The sequence below is a fragment of the Streptomyces sp. NPDC047525 genome (assembly GCF_040643025.1).
Taxonomy (GTDB): domain Bacteria; phylum Actinomycetota; class Actinomycetes; order Streptomycetales; family Streptomycetaceae; genus Streptomyces; species Streptomyces durmitorensis.
This window is the reverse complement of the sequence record NZ_JBEYTL010000028.1, coordinates 1-22,431: the sequence shown is the minus strand read 5'-3', so window position 1 is coordinate 22,431 and position 22,431 is coordinate 1. Positions and strand designations below refer to the sequence as shown.

The following is a 22,431-nucleotide window of genomic DNA, read 5'->3' as shown; positions in this document are numbered from 1 at the left end:
ATCACTTCCTGGGCTCGGCCTGCGGCGCGGATTCGTCGCCGAGGATCTGTGCGCTCAATTTGGTCAGCACCGTGCCGGGACCGATCTCGTGAAAGGTCTTGTGTCCCGTACGGGCCAGATACGTCGCGGTCTGCCACCACCGCACCGGCTTCACCAGCTGGAAGACCATTTCCTCCAGCAGGTGTTCGGCGCCCAGCGTCCGGCCGCTCGTCGTGGAGACGACGGCCTTGGTGGGCGGCGCGAACTCCCGGCCTTGCAGGAACACCGCGAACGCGCGCCGGGCCTGCTCCATGTGCCGGGAGTGGAAGGCCCCGCTGACCGGCAGCCACACACAGCGGTGGCCGATCTCCTCGAGGCGCGGCACCAGCTCCTCCAGGCGCGGTTTCGCCGCGCTGAGGACGACCTGGTCCGGGCTGTTGTAGTTGGCCACGTCCACGTCGAAGACCTCCAGTTGCACGAGGTGTTCGTCGATGTCGTGCGCCTGCGGCCCGAGGACCGCGACCATCGCACCGCCCCGCGCCTCCTGCATCAGGGCGCCGCGCCTGGAGACGATCTCCAGCCCCTCGAAGAGGTCGAAGACGCCGGCCGCGAACAGCGCCGGGTACAGCCCCAGGCTGTGGCCCGTCACGCACCGCACCGGCTCATCCCCGTGCTCCTCGACGTGGGCCAGGTACATCAGGCAGCTGACGAAGTAGATCGCCTGCTGGGTGTACGAGGTCTCGTTGAGCAGTCCGTGCGGATCCTTCAGACACAGCTCGCGCAGGGAGTGGCCGACCACGTCGTCGGCCCTCTCGCAGAGCTCGGGATAGGCGTCGAACACGTCCCGGCCCATGCCCAGGCGCTGTGAGCCCTGCCCGGGGAACATCAGGACATCGCTGGCCATCGTCGCCCCCGTCAGTTCAGCTCGAAGACGGTGAACGGCGCGGCGGCGGGCGCGGGGGCCGGGGCCGCCTGCGCCGCCGGTGCGCTGCCGTCGACGGCCACGGACACGACTTCCTCCAGGGCCACCAGGACCTCACCGCGCTCGTCGGTGAAGAAGAAGTCGTACGTACGGGTCCGCCGGGAGCCGCCGGGCCGGGCCACGCAGTGGCAGTACACCGCCTCGTCCCGCGGGGCCCGGACGACGGTCAGCCGTCCCAGGTGATAGGGGACGAACACCGGTGCGCCCGGCGCTTCTTCGGCCGCCATCAGGATGGACAGCTGCATCCCGCAGTCGAGCAGCGCGGGCGACAGGCCGTACCCCCAGTCGCGGTCGACGTGGAGGAAGGCCCGTACCGCGTCGGGCCCGACCTCGGCCCAGCGCACGCCGCGCAGCGGCTCGCCGTAGTCGTATCCGAGCCGCCGGAAGGTGTCGTAGATCTCCCGCCTGTGGTGCCTGCGGGCACCGGCGGGCGGGGCGGGCGGGCTGCCGACCGCGGCCGGCGCCGTCACCTCTGCCGTGCAGTGCACGACGCCGGTGGCGCGGTCGACCAGGGACAGTTCGGCGCCGAACTCCCGGACCTCGACGGCGTCGGGCTCGGTGATCGGCTTCTGCCACAGCACGTTGCCCAGGGCGCGGCCTGCTGCCCGCTCGGCGAGGACCGCGAGCGCCCAGGCCCCAGGGGCCATGGTCGCGCCGTCGATGCGGTGGGCGGACACCAGCGAGTCCAGGGAGTGGAAGCCGGATTCCGCGGACTCGATCCAGTGGCGGTGGCGCAGGAACGGGTAGGCGGGCAGCTCGACGGGGCTGGTCCTCGGGTAGTAGCTCTCCCAGAGCGGGGAGCCCCCGGACTCGTACAGGGCCGCGATGTCCTGGGCGGTGCGGGCGGTCAGTTCCTGCACCGCGGCCGCCGTCGTGGCCCGCGGCGCGGGGCGGCGGCCCAGGTCCTGTTCGAGGCCGCGCAGGAGCTCGTCCTGGTCGCGGCAGACGATCGCCACGCGGTGCGTGAAGCTGTCGCGGCGGCACGCGAGCGTATGGGCCAGCGCGTCCATGTCCACCCTGCGCCCGCGCAGCCACTGCGCCAGCTCGTCCATGGCCAGCTGCAGCCCGGCGCCCGTGTGGTGGGAGAGCGGGATGACGTAGGTGTCGCGCTGCGGGCGTCCTGCGGCCGCCGTCTGCTCGGGCACGCCGCGCAGCACCACGTGGGCGTTGGCGCCGCCCGCGCCGAAGGAGCTGACGGCGGACACCAGGGGAAGGCCCGCGGGCCACCGCTCGCGCCGCGTGCTGAGCTTGAACGGGGTGTTCTCGAAGTCCAGGTGCGGGTTGGTGCGCTCCGCGTGCAGCGAGGGCACCAGGTGGCCGTGGCGCATCTGGAGCACCGCCTTGAGCACGCCGCTCAGGCCGGCCGCGGACTCGAGGTGGCCGATGTTGGACTTCACCGAGCCGAGCCGGATCCGCTGGGTGCCGGCCGCTGCGTACGCCTTGGTCAGGGCCCGCAGTTCGATGGGGTCGCCCAGGGCGGTGCCGGTGCCGTGGGCCTCGACGTAGCCCACGTCCTCGGGGGCGGTTCCGGCCGCCGCGAGGGCCTTGGTGACGAGGCTGTACTGGGCCTCGGGGTTGGGCGCGGTGTAGCCGTTGGCCCGGCCGCCGGCGTTGATCGCGGAGCCGCTGATGACCGCGTAGACGCGGTCGCCGTCGCGCAGGGCGTCCTCGGCGGGCCTGAGCACCAGGCTGATGACGCCCTCGCCGTCCACGAAGCCGTCGGCGCCCGCGCCGAACGGCCGGCACTCGCCGGTGCGCGACAGCATCTCCAGGCCGCTCAGGAGCTGGTACTGGCGCGGGTGCGTGATGAGGTTGACGCCGTTGACGACCGCGCGGTCGCACTCCCCCGTGCGCAGGGACTGGCAGGCGAGGTGCAGTGCGGTCAGGGACGCCGAGCAGGCGGTGTCGACGGCCATGCTCGGGCCGTGCCAGTCGAAGTGGTACGAGGCGCGGTTGGCCATCGACCAGAACGTCGAGGTGGGCGGCTCGGCACCGGGTTCGGTGGTCGTGTGCCAGGCGTATCCGCCGTTCATGACGCCGACGAACACGCCCGTGTCGCTGCCTGCGAGCTTGGCGCGGCTGTGACCGGCGTCCAGGATCGCCAGATAGGTCTGCTCAAGGACGAGGCGTTCCTGGGGGTCCATGCGCGCCGCTTCGCGGGGCGTGATGTTGAAGAAGGTGTGGTCGAACGCGTCGATGCCGTCGATGAAGGCGCCGCGGTCGGTGTACGAGACGGGCTCGGGGCCCTGCGCGAGGCGCGTGCTGAAGCGCTCCGGGGGCACGGTGGACGTGCAGTCCAGACCCTCGAACAGGTTGTCCCAGAACTCCTGGGCGTTCGACGCCCGGGGCAGCCGGGCAGAGACACCGACGACGGCTATGTCGTCGGGGCGGGGCACGAACTCGGCTGTGTGCGGGGCGACTTGCTCGGTGCGCTCGGTGCGGTCCGTCTGACCCCGGACATCAGGAACGTCAGGAACGTCAGGAACGTCAGCGGTCTCGGCGGCCGGGGCGACAGCGGCGGCAGCGGCGACAGCGGCCGGAGCGGGGAACGCCTGGGCCACCGTGTCGGCGTGCTCGACGACCAGGAACTCCACCAGCCGCGCCACCGTCGGATACTCGAACCACACCGTCGCGGGCACATACCCCACCCGCTCACGCAACGGCCGCAACAACTCCATGGAAATCAGCGAATCGATCCCCATGTCCCTGAACGGACGATCCAGCTCGACCTCCGACACATCCAGCCGCATCGTCTCCGCAATCACCTCACGGACAAACAGCTCCACCTGCCCCCGAACATCGGGAACATCAGAAACGTCAGGAACGTCAGCGGTCTCGACGGCCGGGGCGACAGCAGTGGCAGCGGCAGACGGGGCCGGGAACGCCTGGGCCACCGTGTCGGCGTGCTCGACGACCAGGAACTCCACCAACCGAGCCACCGTCGGATACTCGAACCACACCGTCGCGGGCACATACCCCACCCGCTCACGCAACGGCCGCAACAACTCCATGGAAATCAGCGAATCGATCCCCATGTCCCTGAACGGACGATCCAGCTCGACCTCCGACACATCCAGCCGCATCGTCTCCGCAATCACCTCACGGACAAACAGCTCCACCTGCCCCCGAACATCGGGAACGCCAGGAACGCCAGGAACGTCAGGAACGTCAGCGGTCTCGGCAGCCGATCCCGCCAGCGCGACCAGGACCTGCTGGCCCTCGCCGCCGTGGGTCCGCACGGCGCCGAAGCCCGCCTCGTGCATGAGCCGTTGCCACTGGTCACTGCTGAGCAGAGGGCTGTGCTCGATGCGGTACGGGTCGTTGCTGAGCCACCAGCCGTCGGTGAGGCCGAAGGTGAGCGTGGCGTAGTCCTGCCGGGTGGTGATCTCGTTGAGGACGAGGATTCCGCCCTCCCGCAGGACCTTGCGCACGTTGCGGAGCGTGCCGGGAACGTTCGACGTCGCGTGCAGGACGTTGGTGGCCACGACGATGTCGAAGGACCCGGTGTACTCCTGCGGCGGGTTCTCGATGTTGCAGATCTCGTAGGAGACGTACGGGTGATCGCCGCCGAAGGCGTCACGGGCCTTGTGCAGGAACGCGTACGACAGGTCGGTGAAGTGGTAGCTCACGTCGTTCGGGTCGAGCAGCGGCAGCACGAACTTGGTGGTGCTGCCGGTCCCGGCCCCGATCTCCAGGACGCGCAGCGGGCGGCCCGCCGTGCGGCGCTGGTAGTTGGACACCACCTGCGCGCAGATCCGGTTGAAGTAGTCGGCGATGGGATTGCTCTGGTAGACGGGGGCGACGAGGTCGAAGGAGCCGTCCGGGAAGAGCACCTCCACCGCGTCGGTGGCGCCGCTCAGGACGTCGGGCAGATGGTCCAGGCACCGGTCGAGGAGCCTGATGTGGCCGGTCAACTCCGGGTATTCCCGCAGGAGTTCGGCCCGCGACTGCGACTGCGCCGGCGGCATCGCGCCGATGGCGTCGGTCAGCAGCGCGTACTTGTCGATCGCCGTCGCCGGCAGCGGCACCTGGCGCAGCCGCCACCGGGTGTAGGCCTCCAGCCGCTCGGAGAGGTCCCGGTTGCGGGCGACGTCGGCGTCGTCGTCACGCAAGGCCGGCACCACGTCGTCGAGGACTCCCGGGGAGCCCGCGGGCGACGCCGCGGGGGCTGCGGATTTGTGCGGCGTGATTCCCATGCGTTCCAACGCCTCTTCCGTTCCTTTCACACATGTGATCCGTCGGTCGTCGGCCGCGAGGAACCGCTCGATGACCGCCAGCCCTTCGGCCGGTTCGATCGAACCGATCCCCAGCCCTTGCATCCGCTCCCGGTACTCCGGCTTCGCCACCACCCCGATCTCGCCCCAGTAGCCCCAGTTGACGACCTTGGCGTCGATCAGCAGGGCCTGGTGGAGGAGGTCCGCGTAGGCGTCCTTGGCCACGCACGCGGCGGCGTAGTTGCCCTGTCCGGCGCTGGCGATATGGGCCTGCACGGAGGAGAAGAAGAGACAGAAGTCGAGGTCCCTGCCGCGCAGCGCGTCCACCAGGTGGTGGGTGCCGTGCAGCTTGGGTCGCAGTACGTCGGCGAGCACGCGCTCGCTCATGGTGGCGAGGGTGGCGTCCTGGAGCACGAGCGCCGAGTGCACGACGCCGTTGATGACGTCGTGGGCGTCGAGCGCGCGCCTCAGTGCCGGACCGTCGGCCAGGTCGACCTGGTGGTAGTGGACCGCGCGGGCCCCCAACTCCCGCAGGCTGTCCGCCCTTTGGGCGAAGTCCTCGGGTGGACGGCGGCCGATGACGACCACCTCGGCCCGGTACGTGGCGGCCAGGTGCTCGGCGAGCAGGCCGCCGAGTCCGCCGGTGCCGCCGAGGATGACGTAGGTGCCTCCGGCCCGGAACGCCGAGCGGTCCGGCCACGCCGCGAGGGCCGCAGGCTCCATCGACGCGACGGCGTACTCGTCGCCGCGGACGCAGACGGGCGCGCCCGCGACGGACGGCAGGGTCCGGTCCAGGGCGCCGGCCAGCGACGTCGCGGTGAGGTCGGCGAGGCAGAAGCAGCGCACCGACCAGTCGGGCCGCTCCTTGGCCAGGGCCTGGGCCAGGCCGACGTACACACCGTCCACGGGGTGAGTGGCGGCGGTGAACAGCGGGCTGTGCACCGCCTTGTCGGTGAAGACGTCGAGGCGGACCGACGGCCACCGGTCGAGGGCGTGGACGAGGTCGAGGAAGGCCGTGAGGTCCGCGTCGCGGATGCCGTCGGCCCATGAGGTGCGGCTGACGAACACCAGGTGTTCGTCGGCGGCGGGCGCAGTCGCGAGTGCGGTCACCGCCTCGGCGTCCAGGCGCAGCACCCTGCTGCCGGGAAACCCCTCCGTCAGTTCCTGGTACAGGCCGGCCTGTCCGGGCGGCACCAGGAAGGTCCGCGGGCCGTGGTCGGCGCGGCCCGGCGGGTCCAGTCGGCCGTGCGTCCACTGCGGTGCGAACACCATCGAGTCCACGGCGGCACGGCGGACCAGCGAGACATCAGGGCGCGCTGTACCGGACGCGGAATTCCCGCTTCGCCATTCGTTGCGACTCAACACAATCCCCTATGTCTAGGACGCCGGGTTCAAAGAGCGGGTTTCACACCGAGGTCGATGACCGAGAGAAGCGGTCCGTAATCCTCGTCGAATACCGTGAAGTTGGTCCTGAAGGGAGACAATTTCTCCGTCAGGACAAAAGCAGAGTCGGCGGGAAATCGCGCCGGAGCGTGAAAGATCATATGCCCCATGGAGAAAGGCATCAAGCTGTCACGGTGTTCTCCGATGGAGATCGCCATGCCTGATTGGAAGGAACAGTCGAGGAGGTTCACCACCCCCATACGCGTTCCGTCGTTGTGCGAGAGCCAGGCCAAGGACCGCTGTCCGTACCGCTGGACATAGGTATTGCGGCGGAAGTACGGGCCGTAGTCGATGCCCATGTTCGAGAACTCTTCGTAGAGCTCTCGTCGGGTGAGGTGGGACGTGGTGTTCGCGCAGATCTCGTCACGCACCTCCAGGCCCACCGCGGGGGCCCGGTCCAGCTTCTCGAAGAGGAGCGTGCCCATGCCGCAGAGCGCACCGCGATTGCTGACGGTGTAGTCCACCGTCGTCGCGCCGGGTGCCGGGCGCAGGGCCACGACGAGTTCGTCCAGCGGCTCTTCACCGGAGATCGGCCGCAGCCAGGCGGCGTCCCTGACGGCGAACGTCGTGGCGTCGGGGCGGAGTCGAGCGGCTCCGTGCAGTGCCATCTCCAGGCAGGCGACACCGGGCAGGACGCGGCGGCCGCCGACCAGGTGCTCCTTCAGGTAGGTGTGGCCGGGGTCGATGCGCGCCCGGAAGGTGCCCGGCTCGTCGGTGGCGAGCAGCCGGATGGGCTCCACCGCGGCGGGGCCGGCCGTCCTGTCGGCTTCGGTCGTCATGCCGTACGCCCCTCATCGGTGAACCAGAGTTCCGTCTCGTCGAACGGGTAGCCGGGCAGCCGCAGCCGGTGCGGTCTGTGCGGCGCGAACAGGGCCTGCCAGTCGACCGGCCGACCGGACAGGTACGCCTCGCGGGCCGACTCCGGGGTCGGCTGTCCCTCGTCCCCCGCCTGGTCCCGCGCCTGTGTCTGCACCGGTTCGCCCGCCATGCGCAGCGCCTGGAGCAGTTCGTCGCCGGAGGACGGGCACCACGCGAGCCGGTAGGCCAGGTGCTCGCGTCGGCACAGGGTGTAGGAGAGGTCGCGCAGGTCCTCGTCCGACAGCGGCCCCCGCCGCTCGATGTGGTCGAGCAGCCCGGCCGTCAGGCGGCGCAGCGCGCGTGGGGTGCGCGCCGACAGCGGTACGAGGCGGGCCTGGGCGGGGGTGGCGCGCCGGACGGGAGGTGTCGGCGGCGCGGAGAGCACGACGTGCGCGTTGGTGCCGCCGAAGCCGAAGGAGCTGATCCCGGCGACGAGTTCGTCGTCGTCCCAGGGACGTGTCTTGTGCACCACCTCGAAGGGGGTGCCCTCCAGGGTGATGCCAGGGTTGAGTTCCTGGAAGTGCAGGTTGCCCGGCAGGGTCCGGTGCTCGAACGCCTTGATCACCTTGGTCACGGAGGCGATGCCCGCGGCGGGCTCCAGGTGCCCGATGTGGGACTTGACCGCGCCGAGCCGGACACGGCGCCCCGCGGGCTCCGGCACCAGCTGCTCCCAGGCCCGCTTGAGCGCGTCGATCTCGATCGCGTCGCCCAGTACCGTGCCGGTCCCGTGGGTCTCGATGTAGCCGGTGCGGGCGGCGAGTTCGGGCGTGTAGGCGTCCAGGAGGAGGCCGTACTGGGCGTTGGGGTTCGGGGCGGTGAGCGAGTTGGCGCGGCCGCCGTGGTTCTCCGCCACGCTCTCGACGACCGCTCGGATGTCGTCGCCGTCGGCGAGGGCGTCCTCCAGTCGCTTGACCAGGAGGCTTCCGTACCCCTCCCCGCGGACGTAGCCGTTGGCCGCGGCGTCGAAGGCCGCGCACCGGTGGTCCGGGGAGAGGAACCGCGCTGCGTGGAGCCCTTCGTTGATCTGGGAGTCGAGGATGAGGTTGACGCCGCCGACCACGGCCGCGTCACAGACCCCGGCGCGCAGGTCGCGGCACGCCTTGACCAGCGCCACCAGGGATCCCGAGCAGGCGGTGTCGAGGACCGTGGAGGGGCCCTGCCAGTCGAACCAGGAAGAGATGCGGTTGGCGATGAGGCTCATGGAGTGCCCCACCAGTGAGTACGGGATCTGCCGTGCGCCGGCCCTGGCCTGGAGCAGCGCGTAGTCGTTGCCGGTGGCCGCCATGTAGCAGCCGGTGCGTGAGCCGCTCAGCTCGGAAGGCGCGTACCCGGCGTCCTCAAGCGTGTGCCACACGGATTGCAGCAGCAGCCGCTGGCGCGGGTCCATCCAGCTCGCCTCCCGGGGCGAGATGGAGAAGAACCGGGCGTCGAACCCCTTGATCCCGGGGAGGAATCCGGCCATCTCGCCGGGCAGTTCACGCTCGCTGCCGGCCGGCCCGACGCAGTCCCTGCCGTCGAGCAGGGTCTGCCAGAACGTCTCGGGATCCGGGCCGCCGGGCAGCACCGCCGCGAGGCCGACCACGGCCAGGCGGCCGTCGCTGCCGGGCCGTTGCGGCGCCGCGGCGGGGCGCGGCGCGGCCTCCGGCCGGGCGCCCTGCTGCTTCTGGGGCCCGCCAGCGCGGCCGGCGCGGCCGTTCGAGAGCCGCGCGACGGTCTCGGCGACGGTGCGCAGGGTGTTCATGCGGTAGAAGTCGTGCGCGTGGACGACGACGCCGTACCGCTCGCTGATGCGTGCGGCGAGGATGTTGTAGCCGAGCGAGGTGACGCCCTGGTAGCCCAGGGGCCGGTCGATGTCCGGCCGGGGCAGGCCCAGTTCACCGGCGACGAGCTGCCGCAGCTCGGCGATGAGGTCCTGTCCGCCCTCGTCGCTGTCCGCCGCTGCCTGCTGCCCGTCGGGCGCCGGCGCGGGCGGCTCGTCCTGCGGGTACAGGTCGAGCGCGGACAGCGGGGCCTCGCTGAGCTTCTTGACGTCGGTCTTGCCGTTGGGCGTCAGCGGGATCTCGGTCAGCCGGTGCACGGCCTGCGGCACCATGTAGTACGGCAGGGTGTCGCGGCACCGCTCGCGCACCGCGTCGGCGTCGAAGGGCTCGGTGGCGTCCAGCCGCACGAAGCAGCGCAGGTGCGGCTCGGGCTCCGGCCGCACGACGGCGATCACGGTCGCGGAGGGGGCCTGGGTGGCCACCGCGGCGGCCACCTCGCCGAGTTCGATCCGGTGGCCGTTGACCTTGCGCTGGCCGTCCTTGCGGGAGACGTAGGTGAGGTGCGGCGTCCCGTCGTAGCGGACCAGGTCGCCGGTCCGGTAGGAGGGCGTGCCGTCGGGCAGACGGCCGAAGACGGTCGCCGGGGCGTTCAGGTACCCCTGGGCCACGCAGTCTCCGGCGATCATCAACTCGCCGCGCATGCCCGGGGCGACGGACCGCCCGTCGGCGTCCACCACGTAGTACCGGGTGCCCAGCGCGGGCTCGCCCAGGTGGATGCGCCCGGCGTCGGTCACGCGCTGCCAGCTCGCCCAGATGGTGGCCTCGGTCGGGCCGTACATGTTGTAGACGGCGGCGCTCTGGCTCAGCAGGTACCGCGCGAGGTCGTGGTCCAGTGCCTCCCCGCCGCACAGCAGGGTCATGGGCCGCCGGGCCCGCCAGCCCGCGGACTCCAGGATGCGCCAGGTGGACGGCGTGGCCTGGACGACGGTCGCGCCGCCGGCGTCGATGCGCTCGGCCAGCAGCGTCGCGCTGGCCCTGGCCTCCTCGGACAGCACCTGGACGGTCGCACCGCACAGCAGCGGCAGCAGGATCTCCAGGAGAGAGATGTCGAAGCCGATCGGGGTCAGGGCGACGATGCGGTCGTCCGGGCCCATCCCGGGGTCCTGGCGCACGGAGTGCAGGAAGTTGACGAGGTTGCCCTCGCTGACCGCGACGCCTTTGGGGGTGCCGGTCGATCCCGAGGTGAACAGCACGTACGCGGTGCGGTCGGCATCGGCCGGGCCCGCAGGCCAGCCGTGCTGGTGCCGCGGGGAGGCGGGCGGCGCGCCGTCCACCTCCCGCGTGGGTATGCCGGGGAACAGCTCGGCCGCCCGGTCACGGGTCGCCGCGTCCACCAGGACGACGCCCAGGCCGGCGGTCTCGGCCATGTACGTGAGGCGGCTGTCCGGCAGCCGGGGGTCCAGCGGCACGAACGTGCGGCGCAGGGCCAGCGCGGTCAGGTACGCGACGGGGATCGCGGCCGACCGCTCCAGGAAGACGCCGACCGGCCGCGTGTCGTCGGGGGCCAGGGCGTGACCGAGCCGGTGTGCGGCGCCCAGCAGTTCGCCGTAGGTGAGCGAGCGGTGGTCGTCCACGACGGCCACCCGGCCGGGATCCGCTCCCGCGGCCTCGACGAGGGCCGCGCCCAGGCCGTTGCCGGACCCGGCGGTCCCGGCGGCCCCCTCGGCCACCGGTTCCAGCGGGCGCGACAGGTCGCACTGCGCGGGCGGGCGGTGCGGCTCGGCCGTCACGAAATGGGCCAGGCGCAGGAAGTTGGTCGCCAGTGCCGACAGGGCCTGGGGGGACAGCACGTGTGTGGAGGAGTCGAAGGAGAGGTGGATGCCCTGCTCGTCGGAGCTGAAGTTGACGCTCAGCTCGCTCGAACTTCCGGTGTCGGGCTTGCGGATCCAGGAGGCGTCCACCCCCGCGAGGTCCGGCAGCGCGGTGGGCAGCATCGCGGAGGAGGAGTTCACCACGAGGTTGAGCACGCTGCCGCCGCGGTCCGCGGCGCCACTCCGCTCGGCCGCGGCCAGGGTGAGCAGGTCGAGGGCCGGGAAGCCCTGGTGGTCGCGCAACGCCTCGCGCTGCGTGCGCACCTGGTCGAACAACGCCAGCGCGGACGGCTGTGCGGCGACGTCCAGCCACAGCGGCAGCAGATTGGTGTGGCAGCCGTACGGAGCTCCGTACGTGCGCGTGTCCACGGTGTGCGCGACCACGACGTCGCGGTCGTCGTCACCGCAGGCATGCACGAGGGCGCCGGTGACGCCCACCACGAACTGGAGCAGGCTCAGCTCGTGGTGGCGCAGGAACCGGTGGATGTCCTTCGCCTGGTCGCCGGTGACCGTCTCCTTGACCGCGATCCGGCGGCCCTGCCCGTGGGGCGCCGGGGCCGAGAAGGGGAGCGGCTGGTGCAGTGGGCGGCCCGCGAGCGCCGATCGCCAGTAGGCCGCCGAGTCCTGAGCGGCGTCGGGCCGGGGCGCCGCGGCGAACGACCTTTCGAGGACCGGGGTTTCGCCCCGCCAGCAGGCACCGAGGGCGGCGAGGAACGGCGCGTAGCAGCCGCCGTCGAACACCACATGGCTGAATTCCAGGCGCAGCAGCAGCTTCGTGCCGGACGCGCGCCAGTAGCGGAAGCGGAAGAGTTCCTGGCCGGTGGGGTCGATGCCGCCGGCGTCGAGGAGGTCGTCCTGCCGCTCGCAGCGCCGCAGCACCCGCCGGGGCACGGGGCGGCTTTTCGCCACCAGGTCCGCGCCTCTTTCGGTGAAATAGCTGAGAAGCCGCGGGAATACGGTGGACACCACTTCCCGGAGTGCGCCGTCGAGACGGTCGGTGTCCACGTCTCCGGTCAGCGCGTACACATAGCCGACGGTAAGTCCCGGGTCATCGGGATTCTGTTGATGCCGATTCCACTGAAAGCGCTCATAGGCGCTTGCCTGACGCTCCGTCATGCTCACAGACCTTTCAACCGCCCAGGACACCGTCATAATTGGTACACCGCTGCGGTCCACCTGCACTCGAATTGCGGTCGACTCCGCAGGACAGCGCTCCGGCGCGCCCGTGGCCCCGTGCGGGAATCTCTTGTCACCAGCGTGTACGGGGCTCATTGTGCTGTCGGGTGTTCAACTGCTTCCGAACCGCAATTGGACACCGCCGCTCCCAACTCGACGCCCTCATCGGAGGTTCACACGTGCTGCTCTCGGAAGACGACGTGGCGCTGTTCGCGCGGGTCAGCGGCGATCGGAACGCGCTGCACTGCTCGCCCGACCATGCCCGCCGCACCCCCTTCGGCCGGACCGTCGCCCACGGCGTCCTCGCGGCCCTGGCGACGCTGGACGAACAGGCGGCGGACGACTGGGCGGGCGCCACGGCGGTCGAGGCCGACTTCGGCAACCCGGTGTTCCCTGGGGTGCGTTACCGCTCCGAGGCGCTGGGCGAGACCCGGACCGGCATCGGCTACCGGCTGCTCGACGGGGACCGCACCTGCCTGACCCTGCGCGTGCGCCCCGGCACCCCGCCGGACCTGGATCCGCTGCCCGTGCCGCCCGCCCGGTCGGCGCCCCGGCACTCGGTCGCGGACCTGCCGCCGGGCACCGCGGTGTCCGGACGGTACGGCCCGGAGGAGATCGACGCGCTGCGGGGGCGGTTCCCGGCCGCCGCCCGGCTGCTCGGGCGCACGCCGCTGGCCTGCTTGCTGTGGTCGAGCTATGTGGCCGGGATGAGCCTGCCGGGAGAGAACTGCCTGCTCGGCCGGGTGGGCCTGCGCTTCCTGCCGGTCGCCGCGCGGGGGCCCGCGCGGCTGTCGTACAGCGCCCGCGTGGTCCACACCGACCGGCGTTTTGGACTGGTGTCGATCGTCGGGCAGATCACGGCGGACGGCGAGGTCGTCGCCGAGGCCGAGATCGAGGCGATGGTGCGTACGCCCGCGCCGCCGGCCACCTCGGCCGCGCTGGGCGAGCACCTGAGTCCCTCCACCCGGCTGCGGGGCGCATCGGCCGTCGTCGTCGGCGGCAGCCGCGGCCTGGGTGCGGCCCTGTCGCTGGCCCTGGCGTCGCAAGGCGCCGAGGTCTTCGTCGGGCACCGTGACACGCTGCCCAGGGCCCTGTGCGCCGAGGCCGAAGGGCTGCCGGGGCGACTGCACTCCGTGCCCGGCGATGCCGCGGACCCGCGCTGGAGCGCCGAACTGAGCGCCCGCGTCGAGCGCGAGCACGGCCGGCTCGGCTTCCTGGTGTGCAGCGCGGCCCCGCCCCTGCGCACGCTGGGCCTGGCCGCCACCGACCTGGAGCGCATGGACGCGTTCCTCACCGGTTCGCTGCGGCTGGTCAGCGCGCCGATGACCGGGCTGCTCCCGCTCCTGGAGCCGGGGCGGGGCCAGTGCCTGGTGATCTCCTCGGCCGCCCTGGGCGAACCGCCGCGCGACTGGCCGCACTACGTCGCGGCGAAGTCCGCCGTGGAGGGCCTGGTCCACTGGGCCGCCCGGCACCGCCCCGGTGTGGCGTTCCACCTCGCGCGGCCGGGGATGCTGTGGACCGAGCAGACGAACTCGCCCGGCGCGCGGGAGACGGCCGGGCCGGTGGAGCCGGTGGCGGCGCGGCTGGTGAGCCGGTTGCTGGAGCCCGCGCCCGCCGACGGAGTGGCGCACCTGATCGGCGAGGAGGAGCTCGTCGGGGCGTCCCCGGCCGGGCGGGTGTGAAGAAGGGCCCGGCATGAGGAGGGCCCGGTGCCGAAGTCGGTCACCGGGCCCGGGAATTGCTCGCGGTCGGGCGCCTGCGCCCAGGAGCGGCTCGCAGGCCGCTGAGGTCTGTGTTCAGACCGCTGAGGTCCGTCTTCAGACCGCGGAGGTCCTCTCCACGCTCTCCTGCGGCTCCTCATGGGAGGTGGCGGCGCCCGGCCGCGCCGCGGCGAACACCAGGAATCCGAGGAGGACGAAGACCGCCGCGGAGAAGATGGGCAGCGCGCTGGAGCCGTCGATGATGCCGAACACGACGCCGGACAGGCCCGCGGAGATGGCGGCGATGGCACCGGCCGTGCCCATGACGGAACCCTGGTGGCTGTCGTCCACGGCGGCGGACATCATGCCCACCAGACCGCTGTAGGAGATGCCGTAGGTGGCCGCGCCGACCAGGCACAGGGCGTACAGCGCGATCCTCGAGCCGGTCAGCGCGGTGCCTGCGATGCACACGGTCATCACCGCCAGCGCGCCGGCCACCGCGATCTGCGGCTTGAGGTACTTCATCGAGAGCGGCACCAGGGAGAGGAAGGACGCCGCGAGGCCCACACCGACCACGGAGATGAGGTTGGTGACCCCGCGCTGGTCGAAGCCTTCGTTGGCCGTCAGATACAGGCCGATGAACTGGAAGAAGGCCGTCCAGCCCAGGGACATCAGGAGCAGGGCCGCGGAGAGCACCCTGACCCCGGAGAAGGTGAAGGACTCCATGAGGTGCTTGACCGGGTTGGGGAAGGCCATGCGCCCCGCGGGCCTGGGAGCCGGGGTCTCGCGGAAGGAGACCAGCAGCACCAGCAGGTTCAGCAGCGTGATGCCCGCGACGAAGATGAAGGGCGTCTTCAGGCTGAACCAGGAGACCAGGGTGGAGTCGCTGAGGTAGCCGCCGATGAGCGGGCCCACGACGTAACCGGTCGAGACACAGAACATGATCACGCCGATGGAGTTCACGCGGCGTTCCTTCGGCGTGACGTCCAGGATCGCGGCCTGGGCGACCGGCAGGCTGCCGGAGAACAGACCACCGACCACACGCCCGGCGACGAACAGGGCGACGTCCCGGCTCACCAGCCCCCAGATGGTCAGCGCGTAGCCGAGTGCCAGGCCCAGCAGACACAGGGTCAGCGTCTTCTTGCGCTGGAAGTGGTCGGACAGCGCGCCGAGCAGCGGGGCGCCGAGGAACATCGCCAGCGAATAACTGCCGATCGCGACTCCGTAGAACAGGTCGCGGGTACTGGTTCCGCCGCTGCTCATGACGCCGATATCGGCGTCATAGGAGATGGGAATCAGGACCGGGATGATAAGGCTGACGCTCAAGTTGTCGATCAGGATGATGAAGTAAAGAGGGATGAGACTGGCCAACCCGCTTTTGCGCATGGGTATTTCTCCCGGTAGATCGGTGGGGGGTGCAACGACCGCGGGCGGTATCGTAACGCACCAACTCCCCTTGCAGCACCTGGACTTGAGTGCGGCTTGAGTGCCGCCTGACCGGCGGGGAGCACGCTGTCGGTAAGAACCTGAACAGGTACGCTGCCGAATCCATCGTTTTCCCCGCACGGTGAAGGCCGCCTGGCCCTGTTCACCTTTTCAGCCATATGCGTTGGCCGTTCTCGGCCGAAACGAGGGTGTTCTCCAGATGGAAGCGAACGAACTAAAGGCCATATCCGTGGAAAGCACGGTTCTCGAGGTGTTCCGCGAGATCCTGGGCCTGGACGCGGTCGACCCGGACGTCCCCTTCGCCGCGCTGGGCGGGGACTCGATGCGGGCCGTGCGCGTGCTGTCGCGGCTCTGGCGCGAACTGGACGTGGAGCTGCCCGTGCACGCGCTCGGCAACGACACGACCGCCGCCGAACTCGCCGCGGCCATCGGCGCGCACCTGGACGGCCGGGCCGCATGAGCGACGCGAAGGAGCCGGGCATCGCCGTCGCCGCGAGCTTCACCTCGGACGGGCTCGCGGACGCCATGGCACGGCGGCTGCGGGATGCCGGGCGCGAGCTGGCGGCGGCGCCCTACGGGCAGTTGCTGGAGCCGCTGCTGGACCCCGGCAGCGTGCTGCTGACCCATGCCGGGGTGAATGTCGTGCTGCTGCGGGCCGAGGACCTGTTCCGCGGCGGCGCGGACCCGTCGGCCGGTGACCGGCTCCTCGACGAGCTGCTCTCGGCGCTGTCCGCCGCCCCCAACCGCTCCGCGGCCACCTGGCTGGTGGCCCTGACACCGCCGTCGCCGCGGACCCTCGCCGACCCCGCCCGCGCACGGTGGGTCGAAGCCGCCGCCCGGCGGGTCGAAGAGACCGTCGCCCCGCTGCCGGGCATGCACCTCGTGGCGCTGGACGACCTCACCGGCCGCTACGAGGTGGCGGAGACGCACGACGAGTACGCCGACCGCATCGCTCATCTCCCCTACACCGACGCGTACTTCGACGCACTGGCCGACTGGCTGGTGCGCCTGGCCACCACGACGTGGCACAAGCCCCGCAAGGTCGTGGTCCTGGACTGCGACAACACCCTGTGGGCCGGGGTGTGCGGCGAGGACGGGCCGCTCGGGGTGGAGATCGGCCCGGGGCGGCGCGCGGTCCAGGAGTTCATGCGCGACCAGCGGGCGCAGGGAAAGCTGCTGTGCCTGTGCAGCCGCAACGAAGAGGCGGACGTGCGGGCCGTGTTCGCCGAGAACCCCGCCATGGTGCTCACCCTGCAGGACGTCACCGCCCACCGGATCGGCTGGCAGCCCAAGGCCCAGTATCTGGCCGAGCTCTCCCGGGAGCTGGGGCTCGCGCTCAACTCGTTCGTCTTCGTGGACGACGACGCCGTGGAATGCGCCTCGGTGCGCGCGGCGTTGCCCGAGGTCGCCGTGGTGGAACTGACCCGGGACGCGGACGCGGCGCCGCGGCAGCTGGCCCACGAGGCCGCCTTCGACCAGCTCACGGTGACGGACGAGGACCGGCTGCGGGCCGACTGGTACAGCTCCGAGCCGGAGCGCCGGGCCCTGGAGCAGTCCCTCGTGGACTACGAGGAGTTCCTGGCCCGCTGCGCCATCGACGTCTCGATGGAGGAGCTTTCGGACTCCGCCCTGGACCGGGCGGCCCAACTGACCTCCCGCACCACGCAGTTCACCCTGGCGGGCACCGCCTTCACGGTGCCCCAGCTGCGGCGGCTGCTCGACGAGGGCGGCCGCGGCTGGACGGTGCGGGTCCGCGACGTCTTCGGCGACTACGGCACCGTCGGCCTCATCCTCGCCCAGATTGACGGTGACGTACTGAACGTCCCGGTCTTCCTGCTCAGCTGCCGGGTCCTCAACCGCCGGGTGGAGACGCGGATGCTGCGGATGCTCGGCGCCCGGGCCGCGGCGGCCGGCTGCCGCACCCTGCGGCTGCCCTACCGGCCCACCCCGCGCAACGCGCCCGCGCGCCAGTTCCTCGCGGAGATCTCCGGCGGCGTCATCGGCGCCGACGACGACCCCGGCGTCATCGGCCTGGCGGTCGCCGACTGGACCGAGGCGCCCGCGGTGGCCGCGCCGTAACCACGCCCGGTCGCACCACACCACACGTGGCCGGTGTTCCAGCCGGCCCCCACACAGGAACGAGGGAAACTCCATGAACCCCAGTACGGGACGACGGCCCATGCGCGGCCGAAGGCTGTGGGGGCGGCTGTCCGTCGCTGCCGCCGGCTGCGCCGCCCTCATGCTGGCCACCGTCGCGTCCGCCGAGACCGGCGCCCCGGCGGCGAGCCACGCCGAGTCCGCCAAGGCGCCAAGCGTTCCCGTGAAGCCCGAGTGGGTCAGCGCGGGCCAGAACAACCACAACACGCGCCATGCCGCCACCGAGCGCACCATCGGCACGAAGAACGTGGGCAAGCTGGCGCCGAAGTGGACCTTCACCACCGACGGTGACGTCTCCGCCACCCCCACCGTCGTGGGCGGCACGGTGTACGCGCCGGACTGGGGCGGCAAGCTGTGGGCCGTCGACGCCGACAGCGGCAAGAAGGTCTGGTCGCGCAGCATCACCAGTTACGACGGCGTCGAGGGGCACATGTCCCGCACCAGCCCGGCGTACTGGAAGGGCGACCTCTTCATCGGCACCGGCACACTGACGACGACCGCGCTGAAGAGCGCCTACATCATCTCCGTCGACGCCAAGACCGGCGACAAGAAGTGGATGACCAAGGTCGACGAGGACCCGACGACCGTCATCACCTCCTCCCCCACCGTGGACAACGGGATCATCTACGTGGGGACGTCCTCCAAGGCGTCGACCCTGCACGACAAGCCGAAGTTCCGCGGCGCGGTCCTGGCGATCGACGCCCGCACCGGCAAGATCCTGTGGAAGACCCACACCATCCCCAAGGGCTACACCGGCGCCGCCGTGTGGGGCAGCCAGCCCGTGGTCGACCACAAGACCGGCCTGGTGTTCGTGGGCTCGGGCAACAACTACACCTCGCCTGAGGGCGTCTGCGTCAACCCGAAGCAGACCGACTGCGAGCCGCCGTCCAAGGACAACCACTTCGACAGCGTCATCGCCATGGACCTGAAGACCGGCAAGATCAAGTGGGCCCACCACACGCTGACGGCCGACACCTGGATGATGTACATGCAGAACCAGGCCCCGGACTTCGACTTCGGCTCCGCTCCCAACCTCTACACCACCAAGATCGACGGCAAGCCGAAGGACCTGCTCGGCATAGGTCAGAAGAGCGGCGTCTACTACGCCCTCGAACCGGCCACCGGCAAGGTCGTGTGGGAGACGCAGGTCGGCCCCGGCGGTGCGCTGGGCGGCATCCAGTGGGGCAGTGCCACCGACGGGAAGCGCATCTACGTCGGCATCAGCAACGGTGATCACCTGCCCTGGAAGATCACCGCGGCCGACGGCACCAAGTCCACGGTCGAGAGCGGGTTCTTCGCGGCGGTCGACGCCGCCACCGGCAAGATCGAGTGGCAGACCGCCGACCCGCAGGGCAAGGAGGGCAAGTGGCTTGACAGCTCCTTCATCACCAGCGCCAACGGCGTCATGTACGGGGGTTCCTCGGCGCCCAGCGGCACCAACATGTACGCGCTCGACGGAAAGACCGGCAAGATCCTCTGGGACTTCGCCAGCGGCGGTTCCGTCTGGGGCGGGGCGGCCGTGGTCGACGGCAGCGTCTACTGGGGCTCCGGCTACTACATCTCCAATGTGGGCGAAGGCCTGAGCGGCCACAACAACAAGCTCTACCGCTTCACCCTCGACGGCCGCTGACGCAGCCTCCGTCGCGACCGTTGACCCACGCGAAACGGCCCGGGCAGATTCTGCCCGGGCCGTTTCGCGTTGCCTTCCGATGCGGCTGCTCAGGCCGCGGCCGACAGCTCCTGGCGCAGCGGCTTCCACCACTGCGGGTTGTCGCGGTACCAGTCGACGGTCCGGGCCAGGCCGCCCGCGAAGGAGACGCGCGGGGCGTACCCGAGCTCCCGGATCTTGCGGTCGTCGACGGAGTAGCGGCGGTCGTGGCCCGGCCGGTCGGGCACGTAGGTGATCCGTTCGGGCCCCGCCCCGCAGGCCCGCAGCAGCTGATGGGTGAGGGCGACGTTGGTCAGCTCCTCGCCGCCGCCGATGTTGTAGGCCTCGCCGGGCCGGCCCTTCTCCAGGACCAGCTGTACGCCCCGGCAGTGGTCGTCGACGTGCAGCCAGTCGCGGACGCACAGGCCGTCGCCGTACAGCGGGACGTCCCTGCCCTCCAGCAGATTGGTCACGAAGAGCGGGATGAGTTTCTCGGGGTACTGGTGAGACCCGTAGTTGTTGCTGCAGCGGGTCACGCTCACGTCCATCCCGTACGTACGGGCGTAGGAGCGCGCCAGGATGTCGGCGCCGGCCTTCGAGGCGGCGTAGGGCGAGTTCGCCATCAGGGCGCAGTCCTCGGTCCAGGAGCCCGTCTCGATCGACCCGTACACCTCGTCGGTGGAGATGTGGACGAACCGGGGCACCCGGGCCGCTCGCGCCGCCGACAGCAGGGTCTGGGTGCCCAGGACGTTGGTGCGCACGAAGTCGTCCGCGCCGGCGATCGAGCGGTCCACATGGCTCTCCGCGGCGAAGTTGACCACCGCGTCGTGTCCCGGCAGGAGGTCGGCGAGGAGTGCCACGTCGCAGATGTCGCCCCTGACGAAGGTCAGGCCCGGATGGCCCGCGACGTCGGTGAGGTTGGCGGTGTTGCCCGCGTAGGTGAGTTTGTCCAGGGCCGTGATCCGCACGTCGCCGGGGTCGCCGTACGCTCCGGCGAGCAGGTGGCGCACATAGGTGGACCCGATGAATCCGGCGGCGCCGGTGACGAGCAATCGCACGGGGCTTCCCTTTCTCAGGTGGCGGTCGCGTGGGCCAAGGCGGCGTGCGACGTGCTGAGTCCCAGGTCCGTCAGGACGGCCCGGGCCACCTCGCTGACGCGGTCCTGCAGATAGAAGTGGCCTCCCGGGAAGACCCGCGAGCGGCCGGGGACGACCGAGAGGCGCAGCCAGTCGGTCACTTGTCCGGGCGCGCACAGGGGGTCCTGGGTGCCGGTCATCGCCGTGACCGGGCAGCGCAGGCCCGGCCCGTCCCGCCAGGTGTAGGACCGCAGGGCCTGGTAGTCGGCGCGCAGCGCGGGCAGCGCCAGGGTCTGCACCTCGGGGTCGTCGAGCGCGTCGCCGCCGCCGAGCCTGCGGACCTCGGCCAGCAGCGCGGCGTCACCGGCCAGTTGGTCGGTGGGCCCCGGCCCGGTCGTGGGCGCGCAGCGGGCGGACACGAAGAGCCGGTGCGCGGTGGCGCCGGCCCGGTCCAGACGCCGGGCGCTCTCGTAGGCGACGAGCGCCCCGAGGCTGTGGCCGAACAGGGCGTACGGCGTCCCGCCGGGTGAGGCGAGCAGCGCGTCGGCGGCCCCCTCGGCCAGCTCGCTCAGCCGCGGCAGCGGCGGTTCGTGCCGCCGGTCCTGCCGTCCCGGGTACTGCACCGCCAGTACCTCCACCTGCGGGCCCAGGGCACGGGCGAGCGGGTGGAAGCTGCTCGCGCCACCACCGGCGTGCGGGAAGCAGACGAGCCGCAGCGCCCCCTCGACCGGCGGTCCCAGCCGCCGCAGCCAGGCCTGTGCCAGGGGGCCATGGGAGGTCACCCGCCCAGCCTCACGGGAAGGCTGTCGATGCCGCGCAGGAAGGACCGGCGCCAGCTCACCTGCTGCGGCTCGATGGCCAGGGACAGGTCGGGGAAGCGGCGCAGCAGGGCGCGCAGTGCGATCTCGCCCTCCAGGCGGGCCAGCGGGCCGCCCACGCAGAAGTGGATGCCGTGCCCGAAGGACAGGTGCCCGGCGGTGTCGCGCGAGACGTCGAACCGCTCCGGGTCGGGGAACTTGCGGGGGTCGCGGTTGGCCGCGGCGCCCGCGATGAGCACGGTGCTGTGCGCCGGGATGTGGACGCCGCCGATCTCCAGGTCCTCCAGCGAGCCGCGCGTGGTGATCTCGGCGGGGCCCAGGAAGCGCAGCGACTCGTCCACGGCGTTCGGCAGGACCGCCGGGTCACGGCGGACCTTGGCGAGCTCCCCGGGGTGGGTGAGCAGCAGGTAGGTGGCCATGGCGATGAGACTGACCGAGGTCTCGAAGCCCGCGATGAGCAGGATCAGGACCACGGAGGCCAGTTCATCGGTGCTGAGCCGGTCCTGGTCCTCCTCGTGCACATTGATCAGTGCCGAGAGGAGGTCGGGGCCGGGGTCGGCACGCCGGCGCTCGATCAGGTCGAGGATGAAGCCGACCAGTGCGCGGGCCGCCTGCTCGCGCTGCTCGACGCGGTCGGCGTCGATGACCAGGAACTCGTTGCTCCAGCGGCCGAAGTCGCCCTGGTAGCGCTCCTCGACGCCCAGCAGCTCACTGATCACGGTGATCGGCAGCGGGTAGGCGAAGGACTCGACGAGGTCGGCCTCGTCCCTGCCGGTGAGGCCGTCGAGGAGCTGCTCGGCGAGTTCCTCGATCCGGGGGCGCATCGACTCCACGCGGCGCGCGGTGAACTCCCGGGCGACGAGCCCGCGCAGGCGGGTGTGGGCCGGGGGGTCGTTGCTGCCCATGTTGTTGGCGAAGTAGGGCCGGACGTCCTCGGGGATGCCGTGGTAGGTCGGCAGCTCCACCTCGGGCGGCTGCTTCTTCTGGTCGTTGCTCAGCCGCAGGTCACCGAGGGCGGCCTTGGCCTCGGCGTGACGGGTGATCAGGTACGCTTCCCGGCCGATGAAACTGACCCGGCTCACCGGCCCCTGCTCGCGCAGGGCGGCGTAGGTCTCGTACTGGTCGATGTGGAAGAGATCGCTGTCCAGACTGGGGACGGCGGTCGAGGTGTCGATCGACACGGGGGCCCTTTCCCTCGGAGGTGTGTCCGGTGCCCGGTCAGGCGGTCACGGTGGTGAGCGTCGGCATGGGGAAGACGAGCTTGCCGCCGCTTTTGAGATATGCCTGCTCGCGCTCGACGAAG

Annotated in this window: 12 protein-coding genes; 4 read left to right on the top strand and 8 right to left on the bottom strand. The window is 71.2% G+C overall.

Going from position 1 to position 22,431, the window contains the following annotated elements; genetic code table 11:
- Position 1: 1 nt before the first annotated feature.
- From ABZ833_RS42790 to ABZ833_RS42775, 4 genes are all read right to left on the bottom strand, one after another.
- Positions 2–883 carry an ACP S-malonyltransferase gene (locus tag ABZ833_RS42790; protein ID WP_361058838.1) on the bottom strand — a complete coding sequence of 294 codons (882 nt, stop codon included), beginning with the start codon at positions 881–883 and terminating at the stop codon, positions 2–4.
- Positions 884–894: 11 nt separating this feature from the next.
- A complete protein-coding gene (locus ABZ833_RS42785; protein WP_361058953.1) occupies positions 895–6,447 on the bottom strand; it encodes a beta-ketoacyl synthase N-terminal-like domain-containing protein in 5,553 nt (1,850 codons plus the stop codon).
- Positions 6,448–6,566: 119 nt separating this feature from the next.
- Positions 6,567–7,397: a polyketide synthase dehydratase domain-containing protein gene (locus ABZ833_RS42780; RefSeq protein WP_361058836.1), complete on the bottom strand. Its 831-nt coding sequence runs from the start codon at positions 7,395–7,397 to the stop codon at positions 6,567–6,569.
- Positions 7,394–12,223 carry a beta-ketoacyl synthase N-terminal-like domain-containing protein gene (locus tag ABZ833_RS42775; protein ID WP_361058834.1) on the bottom strand — a complete coding sequence of 1,610 codons (4,830 nt, stop codon included), beginning with the start codon at positions 12,221–12,223 and terminating at the stop codon, positions 7,394–7,396. The genes ABZ833_RS42780 and ABZ833_RS42775 overlap by 4 nt, the downstream gene beginning before the upstream one ends.
- 239 nt (positions 12,224–12,462) lie before the next feature.
- Between ABZ833_RS42775 and ABZ833_RS42770 the strand changes: the two genes are divergently transcribed.
- The gene (locus ABZ833_RS42770) at positions 12,463–13,965 is read left to right on the top strand and encodes an SDR family NAD(P)-dependent oxidoreductase (RefSeq protein WP_361058832.1); all 1,503 of its coding nucleotides are present in this window, start codon (positions 12,463–12,465) and stop codon (positions 13,963–13,965) included.
- 135 nt (positions 13,966–14,100) lie between these two features.
- Here ABZ833_RS42770 and ABZ833_RS42765 read toward each other — a convergent pair whose 3' ends face one another.
- Positions 14,101–15,369 (bottom strand): MFS transporter, encoded by a 1,269-nt coding sequence (locus ABZ833_RS42765; protein ID WP_361058830.1) that lies wholly within the window; start codon positions 15,367–15,369, stop codon positions 14,101–14,103.
- A 289-nt stretch (positions 15,370–15,658) separates the two neighbouring features.
- On the opposite strand from ABZ833_RS42765, the gene ABZ833_RS42760 reads away from it, so the two are divergent.
- The 3 genes from ABZ833_RS42760 (at position 15,659) to ABZ833_RS42750 (ending at position 19,216) form a co-directional block, all read left to right on the top strand.
- Positions 15,659–15,889: an acyl carrier protein gene (locus ABZ833_RS42760; protein ID WP_361058828.1), complete on the top strand. Its 231-nt coding sequence runs from the start codon at positions 15,659–15,661 to the stop codon at positions 15,887–15,889.
- A complete protein-coding gene (locus tag ABZ833_RS42755; RefSeq protein ID WP_361058826.1) occupies positions 15,886–17,508 on the top strand; it encodes an HAD-IIIC family phosphatase in 1,623 nt (540 codons plus the stop codon). The genes ABZ833_RS42760 and ABZ833_RS42755 overlap by 4 nt, the downstream gene beginning before the upstream one ends.
- A gap of 73 nt (positions 17,509–17,581) precedes the next feature.
- Positions 17,582–19,216: a PQQ-binding-like beta-propeller repeat protein gene (locus ABZ833_RS42750; RefSeq protein ID WP_361058824.1), complete on the top strand. Its 1,635-nt coding sequence runs from the start codon at positions 17,582–17,584 to the stop codon at positions 19,214–19,216.
- A gap of 89 nt (positions 19,217–19,305) precedes the next feature.
- On the opposite strand, the gene rfbB is transcribed toward ABZ833_RS42750, so the two are convergent.
- Genes rfbB through ABZ833_RS42735 form a run of 3 tightly spaced genes read right to left on the bottom strand, consistent with a single transcriptional unit; the run spans position 19,306 to position 22,309 of the window.
- Positions 19,306–20,292 carry a dTDP-glucose 4,6-dehydratase gene (rfbB, locus tag ABZ833_RS42745; RefSeq protein WP_361058822.1) on the bottom strand — a complete coding sequence of 329 codons (987 nt, stop codon included), beginning with the start codon at positions 20,290–20,292 and terminating at the stop codon, positions 19,306–19,308.
- Positions 20,293–20,306: 14 nt separating this feature from the next.
- Positions 20,307–21,092, bottom strand: coding sequence for an alpha/beta fold hydrolase (locus tag ABZ833_RS42740; protein ID WP_361058820.1), 786 nt, complete (start codon positions 21,090–21,092; stop codon positions 20,307–20,309).
- Positions 21,089–22,309 (bottom strand): cytochrome P450, encoded by a 1,221-nt coding sequence (locus ABZ833_RS42735; RefSeq protein ID WP_361058818.1) that lies wholly within the window; start codon positions 22,307–22,309, stop codon positions 21,089–21,091. Before ABZ833_RS42735 ends, ABZ833_RS42740 begins: the two co-directional genes overlap by 4 nt.
- Positions 22,310–22,431: the final 122 nt, after the last annotated feature.